This is a genomic window from Fibrobacter sp. UWH5 (genome assembly GCF_900142505.1).
GTDB lineage: Bacteria > Fibrobacterota > Fibrobacteria > Fibrobacterales > Fibrobacteraceae > Fibrobacter.
The window spans coordinates 1-15,719 of record NZ_FRBB01000030.1; the positions used below are offsets into that span (position 1 = coordinate 1).

A 15,719-nucleotide genomic window follows, 5' to 3' on the forward strand; every position below is an offset into this window, starting at 1 on the left:
GACCGTTGCAAGAGGTTTTCCTGAAAATTTTTAGAATTTTCGCAAACGGACCTTCAAATAGCGCTTCTAGTGTTAACTTTTCTGGAAGTTAAGATATTAACTCGCCGTTAAGAAATTTCAGCAAATTCCGGTTGTTTGAAGGAGAAAAGCTTGATGTAGGAACAAAATGAACTTCTACTGAAATTCCGTTGAAATAATTTGAGGGCAAATGAACGTGATGCTTACTTACCTCAGCCCCATCAATCATATTCATTGACCTTAGGGCACCCAAAACTCCACTTCGGCCACCATCAATCAAAACATCAATATCCCCTGCTTGACGTGAAAACGGATCCGGATACAATTTTGCATTGGCCTGGCCCTTCAAAATCACAGGATGCAAGCCCTTCTCTTCGAAAAGTTGGGAAACCTTTGCTGCAGTGGTATTCATTCGAACATTTACTTGTCGGATCAGGTTGGCCCGATAAGCAAACTGTAACAAAATTTCCCTAGGAGGTCTTTTGGGCGGCCGGAAGTTTTTGAATTCCGCAATACATTACACCAACAAGGCATTGCTTTACTGATTGCTTATAAATCCATTGCCACTCTTCACTGGAAAGATTTTTTGGAAGAGCTGATTCAGCATCAACAACCAAAGATACTTGCAATAATTTGAAAAAAAAGGCAACCATACTCACAAAAGGGAAATCTAATTTATCTCAATATCATTCTCTTCACACGGCCAAGGATGCCGCGGATTTTCCTGTATATGCAAACATGCCGCGGCGGGAAGGGGCAATATTTTTTTATTAGATTATTTAACGGATAGGAATCCAGCTCCGCGAAGAACTCCGCACGACGTGGATGTTCCTTACTTGAACGAACAATGCAAGGATTGCCAGCAATAGCCTTTTCAAGGGAAGAATCACAAACATAGACATTCCCTGAGATAGTCTCGAATAAAGCTTCTCCTTGCACAGTATTCAAAAGCACCACAGAAGTCCCTTTATTATCATCCATTTCCGGATGAACACTAGCTATATTCCAATAATCCCCTAAAGTAATATCCGCAATGCGGGGCAATTTACCATAGTGGCAATCCGCACAAGATTTGTTCAAGCAAATATTCTGCAAGAACACGCGCATATATTCATCTTTGTTCATCGGCTTCGTTTTTTGAAAACAGTCTCCTGAGCTGTATTCAATGACGTTAGTCATTGAATACAATCTCCATCCAAGACGTTTGTCTCGGAAGAACGACTGTTTCACAGAGCCATTCGTGCTTCGTTCTGTCTCACCCACAAACTTTTCCCAAACCTTCACGCTGGGCGTTCCGTGGCAGACGATATCAACGGTCCAAAGATTTTCGTACTTGCTGTTGCCGAGAACAGAATACAATGCCGCAACCTGGCAAGGTGTTCCTGAGAATAAAACTTTGCGCCCTTCCTTCAGCAAGTTTCGGACTTCTTTATAAATCAGGCCGACATTAGCTTGAACATACTTGGAACCGCGAAGTTTATCCAAATCAGCCTTATTATCTATAACAATATGACCAAATCGTGTAGAAGATAATTGAGAAACTCCAACGACCACGCCACCGTCATCAAGAATCTTTTCTGCAAGAACTGAAAAAATACCACCGCTTGACGAGGCCAAACGAATTTCATCATCCTTGGCGTAGGCAGCCATCGTTTTTGGAGAATCGTTGGATCCATTTGGATTTTGAACATCCTTTGTCCAGGGGCAAGCACGTTCGCAAGCTCCACACTGGATACATTTTTCCGCATCAATTACCGGGCGATAAAACCCTTCGGAATCCAGCTGCATGGAGATCGCACCACGAGAACAAACATTAGCGCATGCTGCACAAGAAGAACAATTCAAAACGGGGATGCCCATTCTATCCTCTTTTTAGAATCTTTTTTATAGGAGCTAAAATAAGATTTCGTTCATATCCATTCATGGAGAAAGCAAAGAACAACGGCAAATAAACAATTAGATAAACGCCGATTCCTGCGCCAAGTGAAATCCAGGAATTTAAATCAAAATTTTGCAGGGCAAAATATCCTCCAACAGTCATAATTCCAGGGATAATGGTCATTTTCGCAATTTCGACCCAGAATTTAACGATATTGATTTTCTGCTTAACCTGGTAATAGATGTTCATTACAATAATTTGCCCCAATACCAATGCACCAGCAATGGCACAGGCACAGCCGATTCCTCCATAATATTTTGCCAGCGGAATCTGGGCACCCAGACTCACCAATGAAATCGCCAAATACAACAGAGACCTAAACTTCATCTGGTTGCGAGCCTGCAAGATGGTAATTCCAAGATTTTGAATCAAAGGAACCGTCAGCGGAACAAAGAACAACAAGGCAATCACATAAGCATCGGAATAACCTTCTCCTGCCCAAAGATTGATAAACTGGCGGCCAAAAAGGAAAAATCCTGTTAGAATCAAAGCCATGACACAATACTGAATTCGCCCGGTCTTGATAAACAAATCAGAAATAGCCTTGCCATCCGTTTCTTTTACAGCCATAGCCGTAACCTTTGGCAAAAAGACCCCGCTTACGGCTGTTGAAAAACTCATGTACATATGTTCAAACTGTATCGCAACAGCAAAGACGGCAACGACAGCTGTTCCTGCAAATGCACCAAGAACGAATTGACCAGTACTCCAATAAATACGATCCATAATCACATTCAAGAAAATCCATAGAGAATAGATGGATACTTCTTTAAGAAATCCCCATTGGAATGCACCAAATTTGACTTTTATTTTTAGGATTCGCTTGCAATACCAAAAATTTGAGCCTAACGTAATAAAATTGAAGATTGTGGTTACCACAACCATGGCAACAGCCTTATAACCGTAATTCAGCAAAACAATCATCGTCGCCGTATTAAGAACAATACGGGCGATAGCAATAACCTTTTGGAATACAAATTGTTCGTAAGCTGTAATAATGGATCCAAAAAGACTAAACGGGAAAGTGACGGCTAGGTTCATTACCATCAAGGCAAGAATGATTTTCGTACGATGCATTTCATTCGCCGTCATGGACGAATCAAAAATATTCTCGGCGTTAATGTAAAGAACTCCACCAGCAGCCAAAGCAATTACACCAATCAAGCAATACAACAAAAAGAACATTCCAAACATTTTGTACTGTTCTTCCTGCTTCCCCTCTGCCCGATACTTTGCCGTATAGCGAACAATGGCATTACCAAAGCCCAAATCCAGAACTGTCAAATAGGCAACGATGGACGCTGCAATGGAATAAAGCCCATATTCAGACTTACCCATCATGCGAAGCATGAAAGGAGTGTAGAGAAGCCCTACCAGGTTTTGGAGGACCAGGACTACATAGGAAAGGAGAGCGCCTATTTTAAGTTGAGATGTGCGCATTAATAAAATTCCAAATAAATTTTCTAACTTGATCAAAGAGTATAGATGCTGCAAATACAACAACTAAAAAAACAAAAATCAAGAACAAACAATTAAAGCCATCATACACTTCATAAATATGATTTACAAATTGCTTGAAATAAGGAACACACAAATTTACATTTGTATGAACTAAAAAAACAACAAAGCAAAATGACGCCATCCAATTTACAAGTTTACTCTTTATTTTCAAATGAGAAAACATAAGTACTATTAAAAGTGACGAAAGAATCACAATTGGATTAACCATGCATTGCTGCGCTGTCAGAGTACCTAGTGAAAAATAATCTGCATGAACCAATAAGCACCAAAAACATGGCAATAATTCGGAGTAATTCAAAATTAGATATTCTTTCTTTATACATATTATGACTCCAACGCACTCTTCAACCAATTTAGAGAAAATTTACGCCATTCTCCAATTAACCGATTCACATTTCCCCAATCAATTACTTCATCCATCTGAACTTGGAGATCTATATTAGGATTCCAAATACGAGTCCTTAAATTTAATTTATTTAACAAATTTTCAACTCTATCATTTAATTTCTTCGCAGAATTTCCTAATGGAAAAAACAAAAAAGGTTTGTTAAAGATTATAGCAAAAATTGTTCCATGAAAGGAATTTGTAAATATACAAGACGAATGAAAATATGTTTCCAACCAACCAGAAACAGATTTTCTTTTGAAAAAACGTTTTAGACTTATTTTTTTATTTTGACAATCAAGACGAGAATATTTCATTTTACGTTTTACAGCATATTCTCTTATTTCCTTTTCAGGAATTTCAGTTTTCCATCCGATAAAATATCCAAACATTTCATGTTTAGTACATCTTGTTTTAAAAAAGGATTCATAGTCTTCTTTTTCAAGCAGCATTGTTGGATCACATACAGAAACAGCATCCCTGCGCCCAAGTTCAGAACAAATATCCACACCAGAACATTCTCTTACACTAATTGCATTAAAATCTGAAATTTTATTCTTCACAAAATTTGAAAACTCTTTAGAAAGCTTTGTTGTACCAAAACTTGCAGCATAAGAAATTTTCTTTATCGGTTTACGCACAAAATCTAAAAAGCACAATTCTCCAAAATCCCCAGAGCCGACACCTTCACTCCAAACAACATCGCTACCACAAATTACAGCATCAAAATTTAAATCAGCGTCATCAAAATCTTTTTTTGATTTAAAAATTTTTTTTGTATATAAGATATATCGTTTAAAAAAAGACGAAAAAAATTTTCCACCACATCTCAGTTTTTGCACGAACAAGAATTCATTCAAAAATTTTTTTATCTTTAATTTTAAGCAAATTTGGTTTGTCATCTTCGTCCGAATTAATATTGGAGAATGATTCAAACGTTTAAGAAGCGTTTGCAAAGCGTACAATTGCAAAATTTGGCCAAAATTATCTGCCGTTTGCCAAAAAGTCACAACACCTAATCTCATATTTTATTCACTCCAAATCATTCAACAAAAATTTTTTTCAAAGACTTCACAAAGTTTTCTTCAAGATTCAATACGGTATTACGATACTCATCAAAATCAGAATAGACATATTCAAAATTATCAAAAATATGGTGAATCTTAACGATTATATCATTAATAGATGCTTTGGGGTTCTTAAATTTATATTCATCAGGAATAGGAACATCCCCATAATAATTTGAAGAGCCCAAACGCCCTGTAATAACAGCACAACCAAACAATACAGCTTCTTTAGGAATTCTTTCTGCTCCAGGAAATGCGCCAAAATCAATATATAATTTTGAAGTTTTGTACTTTTCAATTAATTGTTGTTGATTATAACCTTGCAAGGGTACAAATTTCAAAGTTGCATCAGTTTCCGATAGTAATTTAATTACATCGTTATAATTTCTAGAAGGATTGTATAGAACAACGTTTTCCCGATTACTTTTTTGAACACTATTTTTTTCCAGGAAATAATGTTCCAGGAATAATTTACTAATCGGTTCTATACACAAAACAACTTCATTTTTACTTTTTTGCAAAACATAATCATAAGCATGAAACGAGGCGCACATATGTGTAATCAAAGGAGATTCTTCATTAAACGGATAGATTTCTTTATCAAGAACATTCGAAATCACAGATAACACATTATTTTTATAATAATCCCAATTTTTTATCATTCGTAAGGGAATGGTCATAAAGAAGCACAGTTTTTTCCAAAAAGTATATGTTAAGTTTTGATTAATTCCCAACCACCAAATAAAAATTTTAGCATTTTTAAATTTACAGCGTACTTTCGTAAAAGATTCCGTTATAACAACAGCATTCTCCGAGGAATCAATTATATCATCTTCAACTAAAAAATTTTGAACATAAGGCTTATATCGATCTAAAACTGCAATATTTTTTTTATCAAAATTATTTTTTATATACACTATAGCCGAATTAATATTTATATAGTTTAAATAGAAAACAAGTTGGTGCAAAGCATCTACACCTCCAGACTTCATATTAGCAGGACACAAAACATATACTATTCGTTTACTCATTCATCATTCTCACTTAGATCTCGTAAAAGCATACATAAATTTCAAATTTCCAAAAATTGGATCCAACAGCATATCTAAGGGGAATGCTATTGAGCCAATATTTAAAATCATAAAAAGAACAAATACTACAATTACCTTTAAAAGAGCATCATTTAATTTAAAATAATTGATTATTACGGTTGGAATTTTTTTGTAAACATGGACTGTTGAAAAAAGTGTAATATACAGCAAAACGTATTCATTCTGCATCAATCGCATAAAAGACCCTCCCCAAACATATAAAGGCCAAAATATAGAACTGTAAAGAAATAAATTTTTAGAATAGCGATTGGTTATACAAATAAGATCAGACTCGTATTTAAAGATATCAAATCTTGATTGTATACTTGTAATAAAGTACGCCTTTTTAGACACGTATATCATCATTAAGGCTTTTAATATCGTAAAGAGCGGCCCAAATTTCGCTGTTCGCTCCATATACATATCCATTCTAGATGAACTATCAAAAAAAGACAGTACACTAATCAAAAATTTAGCAAAAAACACATTTGAAAGAAATACTAAAGCGACCGATATGACTAGCAAACAAAGCATCATCTTTTGCAAGAATTTATCTTTATCATACAAAAACACAAATGGAAGAAATGCTAATGCAGCAATATGAAAAGAGGATGCCAGAATAATGACGACAAACCATACAATATAAACTACGATCTTTCTTTTTAACCGCAACAAAAATGCGTACGCCAAAGTAACCAAGGATAATATTGCAAAATTCCGTATTTGAACCACGTTAAATAAGTAGGGACAACATAAATACAAAAAAACGACCCCATTGATATTCGGAATTATAAGTTTCAAAGCAATAAAAAGGGTTACGGTGCACAACATCAAATGCAATGTTTTAAACTCAAAAAAGTCAAGACCCATTTGTTTAAAAAAAAGCATATAACCATAAAAACCAGCATCCTTAGGATTATAATACTTCGAAGTATACTCAATAAAATAATTGTTAACATCCGGTGCGTCTGTTATGCTGGATACAAATATTAAACAAAACACCAAAAAAAGCAGTTCCGCAACGGAAACCCGCATTTTTGTAAATACGTTGAAAGTAATATAAATTACAATCAATATAAAAAGAAACGTTGTAAACATTCTAGAATCGTTTCAACCATTCACAAAAAGTATAATTCTTTTTTATTCTTTCTTCAATTTCAGCATAAGGTTGATAAAGGAAAGAACGCAACTCACTTATGGGCCGACATCCCATAACAAAAATATTTTGACTCTTATAAAAGTCATAATTACAAATCGTTTGATTATTAGTTATCATTTTTTTTCTTAGGAACAGAGCTTCCATCGAACGTAGAGACAATCCCGCCAGAGGATCAACATAGTAATCTAACACAGCGGCACTCTCATTCACCATATCTAAAACATTGCTATATGGGATAAATTTTTTATATTTTTTTTGTTTTAGTCGAGGATGGGAAGCAGTAATGTAAAACAAAGACGATAACTGATTATCTTCAAGATCCTTCTCTATTTTTTTCAATCCATCAAGTCGACCTTTATTTTTTCCAACAAAAAGCACATCCCGTTTAATAGGGGCATATTCCATTGAAAACGATTGAAAATAAAATGTAGAATTATAGCGCATTCCATACCGTTCGCAATCACTCGGAGAGTAAGACCATAGTTCAAACTCTTTTGGTATTTTTTTAGGATTAATTGAAGTAAAAACAGGATTCCAATAGTAAAAAATCAGTCTCGATTTACAATAACGTTTTGCAAGCCACTTCAATACAGAATTTTCTTTAATTCCATTATCAAATACGACAATACAATCATCTTTTAGGTTATATAACTGCTTGTTGATATTTCCAAAGCGATAGACATGCATTTTTCTAAAAAACATCCCTAAACGTAAAGACAAAACTGTAATTTTACTCCATAACTTCACATGCTTGACACCACCTTGTTCAATCTGTTCACCAAACAAATCACAGTTTATAATAATCATAAACAATCCCAACCTTTCAAAATATCAAAGTATAACGTACTCAGCTTTTTAGCAGAATCAAAGATATCAAAGCCGGCATTTTTTAAATTCATTGAAAAATCAACTCTTTCAATTTGGCAAGAGAGAATTTCATTTGTCCAACTTTCGATACCTGAATCAATTGACAAATATGTTAACAAATTTGACAATTCTACATCTCTAGTAATTTTATCGGATATAAACGAACGTATTCCTGCGGCTTGAGCTTCAACAACAGTAACAGGTAAACCTTCATGCAATGAGGGAAAAACAAAAACATCCATAGCAGAAAACAACTGTGCAACATCTGAACGGCTTCCCAAAAATAAAACACATTCGGAAATACCCATGTCATCACACTTTTTCTTAACATCGTCCATCAGTTCACCAGTCCCAACAAGCAACAATCTCGCAGAAGAATTCCGTTCATACACTGATTTGAAAACATCCAACAAAAAATCATGATTTTTTTGTTTTGCAAATCGTCCAACATGTCCAATTACAAATTTATTTTCAAGACAAAATTCTTTACGATATTTAGTACGCATCCTTTCATCAAAAGCATATGCGTTTACATCAATCGCATTAGGCAACAAAAAATACCGACTCCCATTGACAATTCTATTTCCAAACAACCACTTTCCAGCTTCCTTAGAACAAGCAAAATAATAATCAGACTGCCAACGGATAGGGTACTGCATTATTCGCTTTACAAAAGAAGCTAAACCATGTCCATTTGATGTATTATGACTATGGATAATAGTCTTTAAACCAGCTTTCTTTGCTATAGGCAAATAAAGAGAAGCATAACTACGAACATGAGAATGAAGAATTTTGTATTCTGGATGTTCCTTAAAGAAATTCTTCCACAACTTACGCATGGCAAAAAAATTCTTGCCATTAAAAGCTGGCAAGCTATAAATTTTTCCACCTAAGGCAATAATCTCATCATAGTAAGCTTGACGCTCTTCGGTATGGATGATAAAATCAAACTGCACCTGGTTACGATCAATGGCACGATATAGATTCATAACCATGGTTTCAGCACCACCACGATCAAGGCCGCCTAATACATGCAAAATACGAATCATCCTACTTTCTCCATCTCTTTCAAATACGCATCCACCACAATCTGGCGATCATATTCCTTTTCCACCATCGCACGACCAGCCTCGCCCATCTTCTTTTTCTGTTCATGTGTCAAGGCCAAGAACTTACCGATTTTTTCTATGAGGTCCGCAGAGTCCTTCTGCTTTACAACAAAGCCATTCACTCCATCCATAACGGCCTCGCGGCAGCCACTTCGATCTGTGGTGATAATCGGGCGGGCACAGGCACAGCTTTCCAACAAGATGTTGCTCAAGCCCTCGGGATAAAAGCTTGGGTGAATGGTACAATGGGTATACTCAAGAACTTCCTTAATGTTACGGACCAGGCCATGGTATTTTACAATGCCCTTGTCCGCCAGTTCTTGGAGCTTACCCTGATATTCAGCTTCACAAAAACCACAGACGTGGAATACACATTCCTGGATTGCTTCGTCGCTACGCTTCTCGCAATGACGTAAAGAATAAAAATGCTGGGCTGCGTCAAGATACTGGTCAATGCCCTTTTCCTTCATTACACGGCTGATGAACACAAACTGTATTCTGGAATCATCCGGGTAAGGCAAGGGCGCAAAACGTTCCAGGTTCACTCCACTACCAGGGAGCAAGCCATGCTTATCGCAATACAGGTTATGGTCTATGAAAAACTGTCTATTTTCGGTATTCTGGAAAAATATACGCTTGATTCTCTTAAAGGCGAACCTGTAAAGAGCGAGAGTAATCTTCTGTGTCAAGCCAGGATTTTCTACTGCGGTGCCTAGGCCGGTGATGTTGGCCACCTGGGGTACATTCAGCAGGCGGCACGCAATGCCACCATAAATGTTGGGCTTAATGGTGTAGCTGAATACGATATCCGGCTTTACCTGGCGAAGCAACTTTACATAGCCAAGGATAAGCTTGCCATCGGTTACGGGGTTCGTTCCATGGCGGGCAATCTCAATATCATGATGTATGCAGCCCAGCTTAACCAGTTCGTCAATCTTTTCGCCACCAGGGCAGCTAATGTGAACTTCGTGACCGTCCGCAAGCAATCTTTCCACCAGTTCAAGGCGGAAATTGTAAATCACGATCTCGTGATTCACCAAAATAAGGACGGTTTTCTTCGAAGTTGCCATCCCCTACATCTCCTTTTCTAGCTGTTCATACAAGAAAAGGTCGCCCTGTTCAAGCAAGTACGTATTTTTCGACAAGCTCTTGTACATGGAAGACTGCAGCAGGAATTTGAGAGCATCGACAAAAGCCATGCCATGGCGTTCCATGAGCATCATCGTCATCTTGGCAGTAATATGCTGCTTTACTTTCTTCTGGCTGCTTGTCATAAACCTTATTAACTCGCAGAGTTATATAGACTTTCTTGCCGGGGTAGAAAGAACTTCCAGAGTTGCACCGTAGGCTTTCTTAAAAAGCTTTACATTTCGCTGGATAAGGGTCGAAGTCTTTGGAAAATGGTTCTTGCCTACAGCAATAGATGTCTTGCTCTTTGCACAAACTGGTGTCAAGGCAGTGCGTTTTAACGAAGCTTCCAATTGCTTTATGGCATGTTCGATATTTTCACCCTTAAGTTCAACATAATAAAATGCAGCCAGAGCCTCGTCTACCAGCATTTTATCACAACGTAGCTCGTTGTCTGTAACAGCACCTCCATCTACATTTATCTTGTAGCAAGTTTTGTTACCCTTATTTTCAAAAACAATCTTACTTTTATTTTCTTCGAACTTTATGTTGCTTTCGGTTACCTTGGCAACGTCCTTCGCGGGCAGGGATTTCAGCCAAGATTTCATATATCAAGCAACCTCGAAAATTCTTGGGATATTTCCAAAGACACCGCATCAAGGGCTGTCTGATCTATAAGCTTGCTTTCTTCGTCTAGAAGACTCTTAACCCTACCCTTTTCTATGGCATATACGCTAAGATCATCAAACGCAACAAAATCAGACTGCCCCATAATCTTTATGACCTTGTTCTTGGCCTCAGTCCCCTGCCCCGAGGTTTCTTCGGCCTGAAGCAAGTTGTTGATTGAAGACAGAATGTACGGGCTGTGGGTACTCATAAAAAGGGTGTTGTTCGGGTTGCCATCCAGTTCACAAGCCAACCACTTAACCAGTTCATATTGGGCCTTAGGGAACAGATTCTGTTCAGGCTCTTCCAAGAACACATTTATACCACAGCTGGTCACATAACGATCCGTTACGTCTTCTTTATTCTTTATGGACGGCTCGGCGGCAATAACGCCCTTGATAAACTCGTTGGACTGCATGCGGCTTACGCTTAGGTTTTCGTATAGTAATCCGTCAAACAGGTGAGAAAGGAGGGCGTACTGAGGTACTAAAGACTGAAGACCACTGGAGGCGTTTACAAAATCCAGAGTCTTTTTCCCAACCACAATTTTATCTTTTTTCTGCAAGGCGTCGTAGTAATACAAGACGCCCAGTCCAAGAATATCCAATTTTTTTATTGAATAACTCCAGCGAGCAGACTCCCATTCGGCCATGTAATCCAGAATATTATTGAATCTGCCAAAATTGATATCCATCCAGTTGGGGATGGAAGCAACAATGTTTCGTTCTGCAGGGATGTACGAAATTTTTGTACGTAGATAATCCCAATGCCTAGCCTTGTTCCAAGCAAAGGAAGTCTTAATCTCGCCAAGTTCTTCAATCGTTATGGAAAATTGCAGCGTTTTGGACTTATACACGATTTCGGCAGCACCATTCACATAGCCTTCCAGCTTATGGAAGGTCAACAGCTGATCCTTTATTACCTGAGGCGCAAGCCATTCATCGGGATCCTGCGATAGCTGGATTTTCTTTTCAATCCATTTACAAAAAGAAGCAACTTTCAGTATGGTACTTTTGCCAGAACTCTGCGGGCCAATAAGTACATTAACCCTCTTTAACTTTAAAGAAGCCGCCTTAATTGCTCCAAAATTTTTTATCTGTAATGAATCCATAGTTTCCGCTACAATATAAACAATAAATTCCGACTAGACTACTTCTCCGTCTTCTGTATAGCTTCTTCCAGGCTATACTTCTGGTAGTCCACCTTGTACTTGCTCATTTCCTGGTCGTAAGCCAGGTTACCGAAAGCCTTGTTCACTAAGCCGGTAATGTGGCTCAGGATCTTCAATGCCCAGCCGAATCCAGGAATCAGCACGCAACGCTTGCCATGTGCCTTGGCAATCTTTGCGATTACGTCGCTGGTGTTGCTGTACTGGGGATTTTGAGGCCAGAACGTACCCTGTTCCTGATTTTCGATCATAAGTCGAACGAATTCCACCAGATTGCCAATGTAAAGCATACTACGGCAATTGTCGACTTTCGGGAACACCGGGAGCTTACGAGCAAGCTTGCTCAGCAGCGGATAGTTTCCCTTGCTGTTCTTGCCAAAGATCATAGGCGGACGAAGAATCACCACCTTAAAAGTTTCGCAATCCAGGGGACGCAAACCATTCTCGGCTTGAACCTTGCTATCGCCATAACAGTTGGCTGGGTTCACCGGGGTTTCGCGAGTAATCATCTTGGGCTTGCCAATGGGGGCGCTATCGCCATACACAATGGCGCTGCTCATAAAGATGAACTGCTTTACACCAGCTTCCTTGGCCTTTTGGGCGCAAGCAACTGTAAGGTCGGTATTTACTGCGTAGTAGAGTTTAGCACGTTCTTCGCTTATGGGGCCGTTATCGCTATGGGCAATTCCTGCCACATGGTACACGGCATCATACTTGCTAAAGTCATGGGATTTCCAGGCTTCGCCAATCATGTCGAGAGTTTCCACGTTGTACATGCCTGCGAACTGGGGTTCCGCAAGGTAGTTGGCAAAACTGGTGCCGATGTAGCTGTTAGCGCCGGTGATGAGGATGTTGATCATTTGTTCTCCTGCTTATGCATTTCGCCGGTGCCGCCTTCTACCACGCCATCGCTCTTAAGAACGCTGGTGATGGTGCCAAAGAAGCACTTGCAGTCAAAGGCAAAGCTCTGACGCTTTACATACTCGCCATCGAGGGCTGCCTTCACGGGAATTTCCAGTTCGTCACGGCCGTTAATCTGAGCCCAGCCAGTCAATCCTACGGGTACATCATTGGCACCATACTTGTCTCGTTCCTCGATCAGGTCGTATTGGTTCCAAAGAGCCGGACGGGGACCGATGATGCTCATGGTTCCACCAAAGATATTGAACATCTGGGGCAGTTCATCGAGGCTGGTCTTGCGCAAAAATCCACCCACCTTGGTAATCCACTTCTTTGGGTCGCTCAGTTCGTGGGTGGGGGCATCCTTTGGGGTGTCGGTACGCATGGTACGGAACTTGAGGATGTTAAAGTGGGTTTTGTGGAGGCCGACACGTTTCTGCTTAAAGAGTACGGGCCCCTTGCTATCCAGCTTGATGGCAATAGCAATGATGAGCATGGGGATCGCAAGAACCACGATGCCGATGCCCGAAAGCACGATGTCGATCAATCTCTTAAAAAAAAGCTTGTACATTCACTCAACCTTTTTAGCGTTCAATTTTTGTCTTGGGCGGGATAACTTCGCGGGCCTTTACCAAAGCACCGCAATCAATGTGGCAGAACTCCCCCAACTGAGCATTATGGTTCACGATGGCCCCGGCGCAGACAAAGGAGAACTTGCCGACCTGAGCGGCGGCATTCACCACGGCCATGGGTTCCACGATACAGCCTTGAGCCAGGGTGGCACTGGGGCTTACGTAGGCTCTGGGGTGGATAAGGGTTGCGGGGGTTAACCCTGCGGCCTGGATTTTTTCGGCCAGAGAGGCACGGATTTCGGGATTGCCGATGGCGATGAAAGCCAGGGAATAGTCTGCCGCCAATGTTTCGAGGTCTGCAACTTTACCAATTGCTAAAGGACTAGCATCATCTACGAAGTCTACCTTGTCGAAACAGGACATTGCCAAGGCAGCTTCCTTAGCAACCATTCCGAATTGTCCCGCCCCAATAATCAAGAGACTTCTGCTTTTATCCATTATACCCACACATAAAATGCAAGCAAAAGGTAGCATTTTAGAGAGCAAACGTCTATACAAAAAAACGAACAAAAAAGCCAAAAACGAGAAAAGGCCGGGCATCGCCCAGGCCATTCTCAAAAACATATATGAAATGTCCTAATTAGCAGACATCTCCGCCTGTACCTTAAGGTTCTGCAAGTCCCTTTTTGAGTCCTTCTTCACGACCTTCAAGGGCAGCAACGTACCTTTCGTAGACAATGTCAGTCATATGCATGGACTCCTTCAGCAAATATTCGCTGTTAAAGCTACACATTTTTGCGTTCTCATGCAAGGCCTTGAAGATAGGAGCTTGGCAAAGTAAACGATGTTGTTCTGAGTCCGCATCTGGATCGTATGGCGATAATCATGGCTCATTTTCCACGGATAGGTATCGAAGAGCTGGAAGCAGATCATGTTCAGGTTGTCCAGGGGTTTCATCTTACCCACAGGCACCATGCGGCCGACATGCCTTGCCACGTACAGCATCAAGCGGTCGCTGAAGATTTCGCTACCCTTGTGCTGAACTTCTACGGACACTATGTCATCGGGTTGCTTCTTGCCACAATAAACAGGATTGTCCTTCTTCAGCAACACATCGGGTTCCGCGCTCCTGAAACCAAACTCGCCGGGAACTTAAATGCACTAAATAATTTCTTTATTTTCTTCCACATAATTCAATCATATCTCTAAAAACGAAAAGTTAATCTGCGTTTCACAGACTAACTTCCATTACACTAACAAACGGGGGTAAAAATAGTTTATCTTGTCATACAAAGATTGTTTTTAGCCGACAAATCAGCTTACAAATTTATTTCAACAAAGTTTTTCTGGGGATAAACGAGTCAATTTGCACTATTTACCCGTTTTTTTTGCAAACGAAGGCCTAAATTGCGGCCCTTGACTGCGTGAGGAGACGCGGTTTATATTAAGCGTAATAAGAACATCCCCCCCGTCGCAAAGAAGGCTTATATGACTCTCGAACAGGAACTGAACATTCGCTACAAGAAGGGACTTGCGGAAGGGCTTGAGAAAGGCCGGGCAGAAACACGGGGCGAAGAAAAGGTGGCTGTCGCGCGTAGGATGCTTGCTGATAACGAACCTGTTGAAAGAATTTGCAGGTATTCAGGCCTTTCCGAAGCAGAAGTTCTTGGACTGCAGAAAGAAATGCAGTGATTTTGACATCTAGATCCTTCAACTCCGCCTACGGCTGCGTTCAGGATGCCACCCTGAAAAAAGCTGGTGGTTTTTGAACCATCAGCTTTTATTATATAGTTAGCGCTTGTTGTCCTGCTTTAACCCTTCTCTAGGGATGCTTTCAGCTTAAGAACTTCCTTGGAAGAAAGGCAAGAGTAACGGACAACCATAGCAAAGTCCATTCCGTCTTTCAGCATAGCCACTGCGAGTTCAACATTTCTGTTCTTAGTAGCCTCTTTTGCTGCTTCTTTTGCAGCCTTTTTTGCAGCTTCCTTTGCTGCTTCCTTTGCTGCTTCTTTTGCAGCCTCTTTTGCCGCTTCTTTTGCAGCAGCTTCCGCTTTAAGTACTGCGCTGGCAAGGCGGGTATTGTATTCATCTTGTCTTTTCTTTTCACTGAGTTGAGACATGAACATATC

At 39.7% G+C, this 15,719-nt stretch carries 17 protein-coding genes and 1 pseudogene; 1 reads left to right on the plus strand and 17 read right to left on the minus strand.

Features of this window, described 5'->3' with window-relative positions; genetic code table 11:
* Positions 1-88 precede the first annotated feature (88 nt).
* The 16 genes from BUB38_RS15040 to BUB38_RS16165 all read right to left on the minus strand — a co-directional run bounded on the left by BUB38_RS15040 (position 89) and on the right by BUB38_RS16165 (position 14,703).
* On the minus strand, positions 89-532 hold the full coding sequence (locus BUB38_RS15040; RefSeq protein WP_083542259.1) for a nucleotidyltransferase family protein: 444 nt from the start codon (positions 530-532) through the stop codon (positions 89-91).
* A 161-nt stretch (positions 533-693) separates the two neighbouring features.
* A complete protein-coding gene (locus tag BUB38_RS15045) occupies positions 694-1,878 on the minus strand; it encodes a Coenzyme F420 hydrogenase/dehydrogenase, beta subunit C-terminal domain (protein ID WP_073161557.1) in 1,185 nt (394 codons plus the stop codon).
* A gap of 1 nt (position 1,879) precedes the next feature.
* Positions 1,880-3,397 (minus strand): oligosaccharide flippase family protein, encoded by a 1,518-nt coding sequence (locus tag BUB38_RS15050; protein WP_073161558.1) that lies wholly within the window; start codon positions 3,395-3,397, stop codon positions 1,880-1,882.
* Positions 3,398-3,802: 405 nt separating this feature from the next.
* Positions 3,803-4,888 (minus strand): polysaccharide pyruvyl transferase family protein, encoded by a 1,086-nt coding sequence (locus tag BUB38_RS15055; RefSeq protein WP_073161559.1) that lies wholly within the window; start codon positions 4,886-4,888, stop codon positions 3,803-3,805.
* 17 nt (positions 4,889-4,905) lie between these two features.
* Positions 4,906-5,922 carry a hypothetical protein gene (locus BUB38_RS15060; protein ID WP_139258481.1) on the minus strand — a complete coding sequence of 339 codons (1,017 nt, stop codon included), beginning with the start codon at positions 5,920-5,922 and terminating at the stop codon, positions 4,906-4,908.
* Positions 5,923-5,970: 48 nt separating this feature from the next.
* A complete protein-coding gene (locus BUB38_RS17100) occupies positions 5,971-7,119 on the minus strand; it encodes an EpsG family protein (protein WP_073161561.1) in 1,149 nt (382 codons plus the stop codon).
* 1 nt (position 7,120) lies between these two features.
* Entirely contained in the window at positions 7,121-7,987 is an 867-nt protein-coding gene (locus BUB38_RS15070) for a WaaS/CpsH family glycosyltransferase (RefSeq protein WP_073161562.1), read from the minus strand.
* Positions 7,984-9,096 carry a glycosyltransferase family 1 protein gene (locus BUB38_RS15075; RefSeq protein ID WP_073161563.1) on the minus strand — a complete coding sequence of 371 codons (1,113 nt, stop codon included), beginning with the start codon at positions 9,094-9,096 and terminating at the stop codon, positions 7,984-7,986. Before BUB38_RS15075 ends, BUB38_RS15070 begins: the two co-directional genes overlap by 4 nt.
* Positions 9,093-10,226 carry a glycosyltransferase family 4 protein gene (locus BUB38_RS15080; protein WP_073161564.1) on the minus strand — a complete coding sequence of 378 codons (1,134 nt, stop codon included), beginning with the start codon at positions 10,224-10,226 and terminating at the stop codon, positions 9,093-9,095. The genes BUB38_RS15075 and BUB38_RS15080 overlap by 4 nt, the downstream gene beginning before the upstream one ends.
* A 3-nt stretch (positions 10,227-10,229) precedes the next feature.
* Complete coding sequence (locus BUB38_RS15085; protein WP_073161565.1) at positions 10,230-10,430, minus strand: hypothetical protein; 201 nt, start codon at positions 10,428-10,430, stop codon at positions 10,230-10,232.
* A 21-nt stretch (positions 10,431-10,451) separates the two neighbouring features.
* Positions 10,452-10,892, minus strand: coding sequence for a hypothetical protein (locus BUB38_RS15090; RefSeq protein WP_083542260.1), 441 nt, complete (start codon positions 10,890-10,892; stop codon positions 10,452-10,454).
* Complete coding sequence (locus tag BUB38_RS15095; protein ID WP_073161566.1) at positions 10,889-12,061, minus strand: AAA family ATPase; 1,173 nt, start codon at positions 12,059-12,061, stop codon at positions 10,889-10,891. The genes BUB38_RS15090 and BUB38_RS15095 overlap by 4 nt, the downstream gene beginning before the upstream one ends.
* Before the next feature lie 38 nt (positions 12,062-12,099).
* On the minus strand, positions 12,100-12,978 hold the full coding sequence (locus BUB38_RS15100; RefSeq protein ID WP_073161567.1) for an NAD-dependent epimerase/dehydratase family protein: 879 nt from the start codon (positions 12,976-12,978) through the stop codon (positions 12,100-12,102).
* Entirely contained in the window at positions 12,975-13,589 is a 615-nt protein-coding gene (locus tag BUB38_RS15105; protein WP_073161568.1) for a sugar transferase, read from the minus strand. The genes BUB38_RS15100 and BUB38_RS15105 overlap by 4 nt, the downstream gene beginning before the upstream one ends.
* A gap of 13 nt (positions 13,590-13,602) precedes the next feature.
* Positions 13,603-14,088 (minus strand): PglD-related sugar-binding protein, encoded by a 486-nt coding sequence (locus BUB38_RS15110; protein WP_073161569.1) that lies wholly within the window; start codon positions 14,086-14,088, stop codon positions 13,603-13,605.
* Positions 14,089-14,352: 264 nt separating this feature from the next.
* Positions 14,353-14,703 (minus strand): hypothetical protein, encoded by a 351-nt coding sequence (locus BUB38_RS16165; protein ID WP_139258482.1) that lies wholly within the window; start codon positions 14,701-14,703, stop codon positions 14,353-14,355.
* A gap of 375 nt (positions 14,704-15,078) precedes the next feature.
* Here BUB38_RS16165 and BUB38_RS15120 point away from each other — a divergent pair, with 375 nt between their 5' ends.
* Positions 15,079-15,282 (plus strand): RpnC/YadD family protein, encoded by a 204-nt coding sequence (locus tag BUB38_RS15120; protein ID WP_073161571.1) that lies wholly within the window; start codon positions 15,079-15,081, stop codon positions 15,280-15,282.
* A gap of 119 nt (positions 15,283-15,401) precedes the next feature.
* Here the strand turns inward: BUB38_RS15120 and BUB38_RS16490 are convergent.
* Positions 15,402-15,719: pseudogene (locus BUB38_RS16490) on the minus strand (hypothetical protein); the annotation flags it as partial.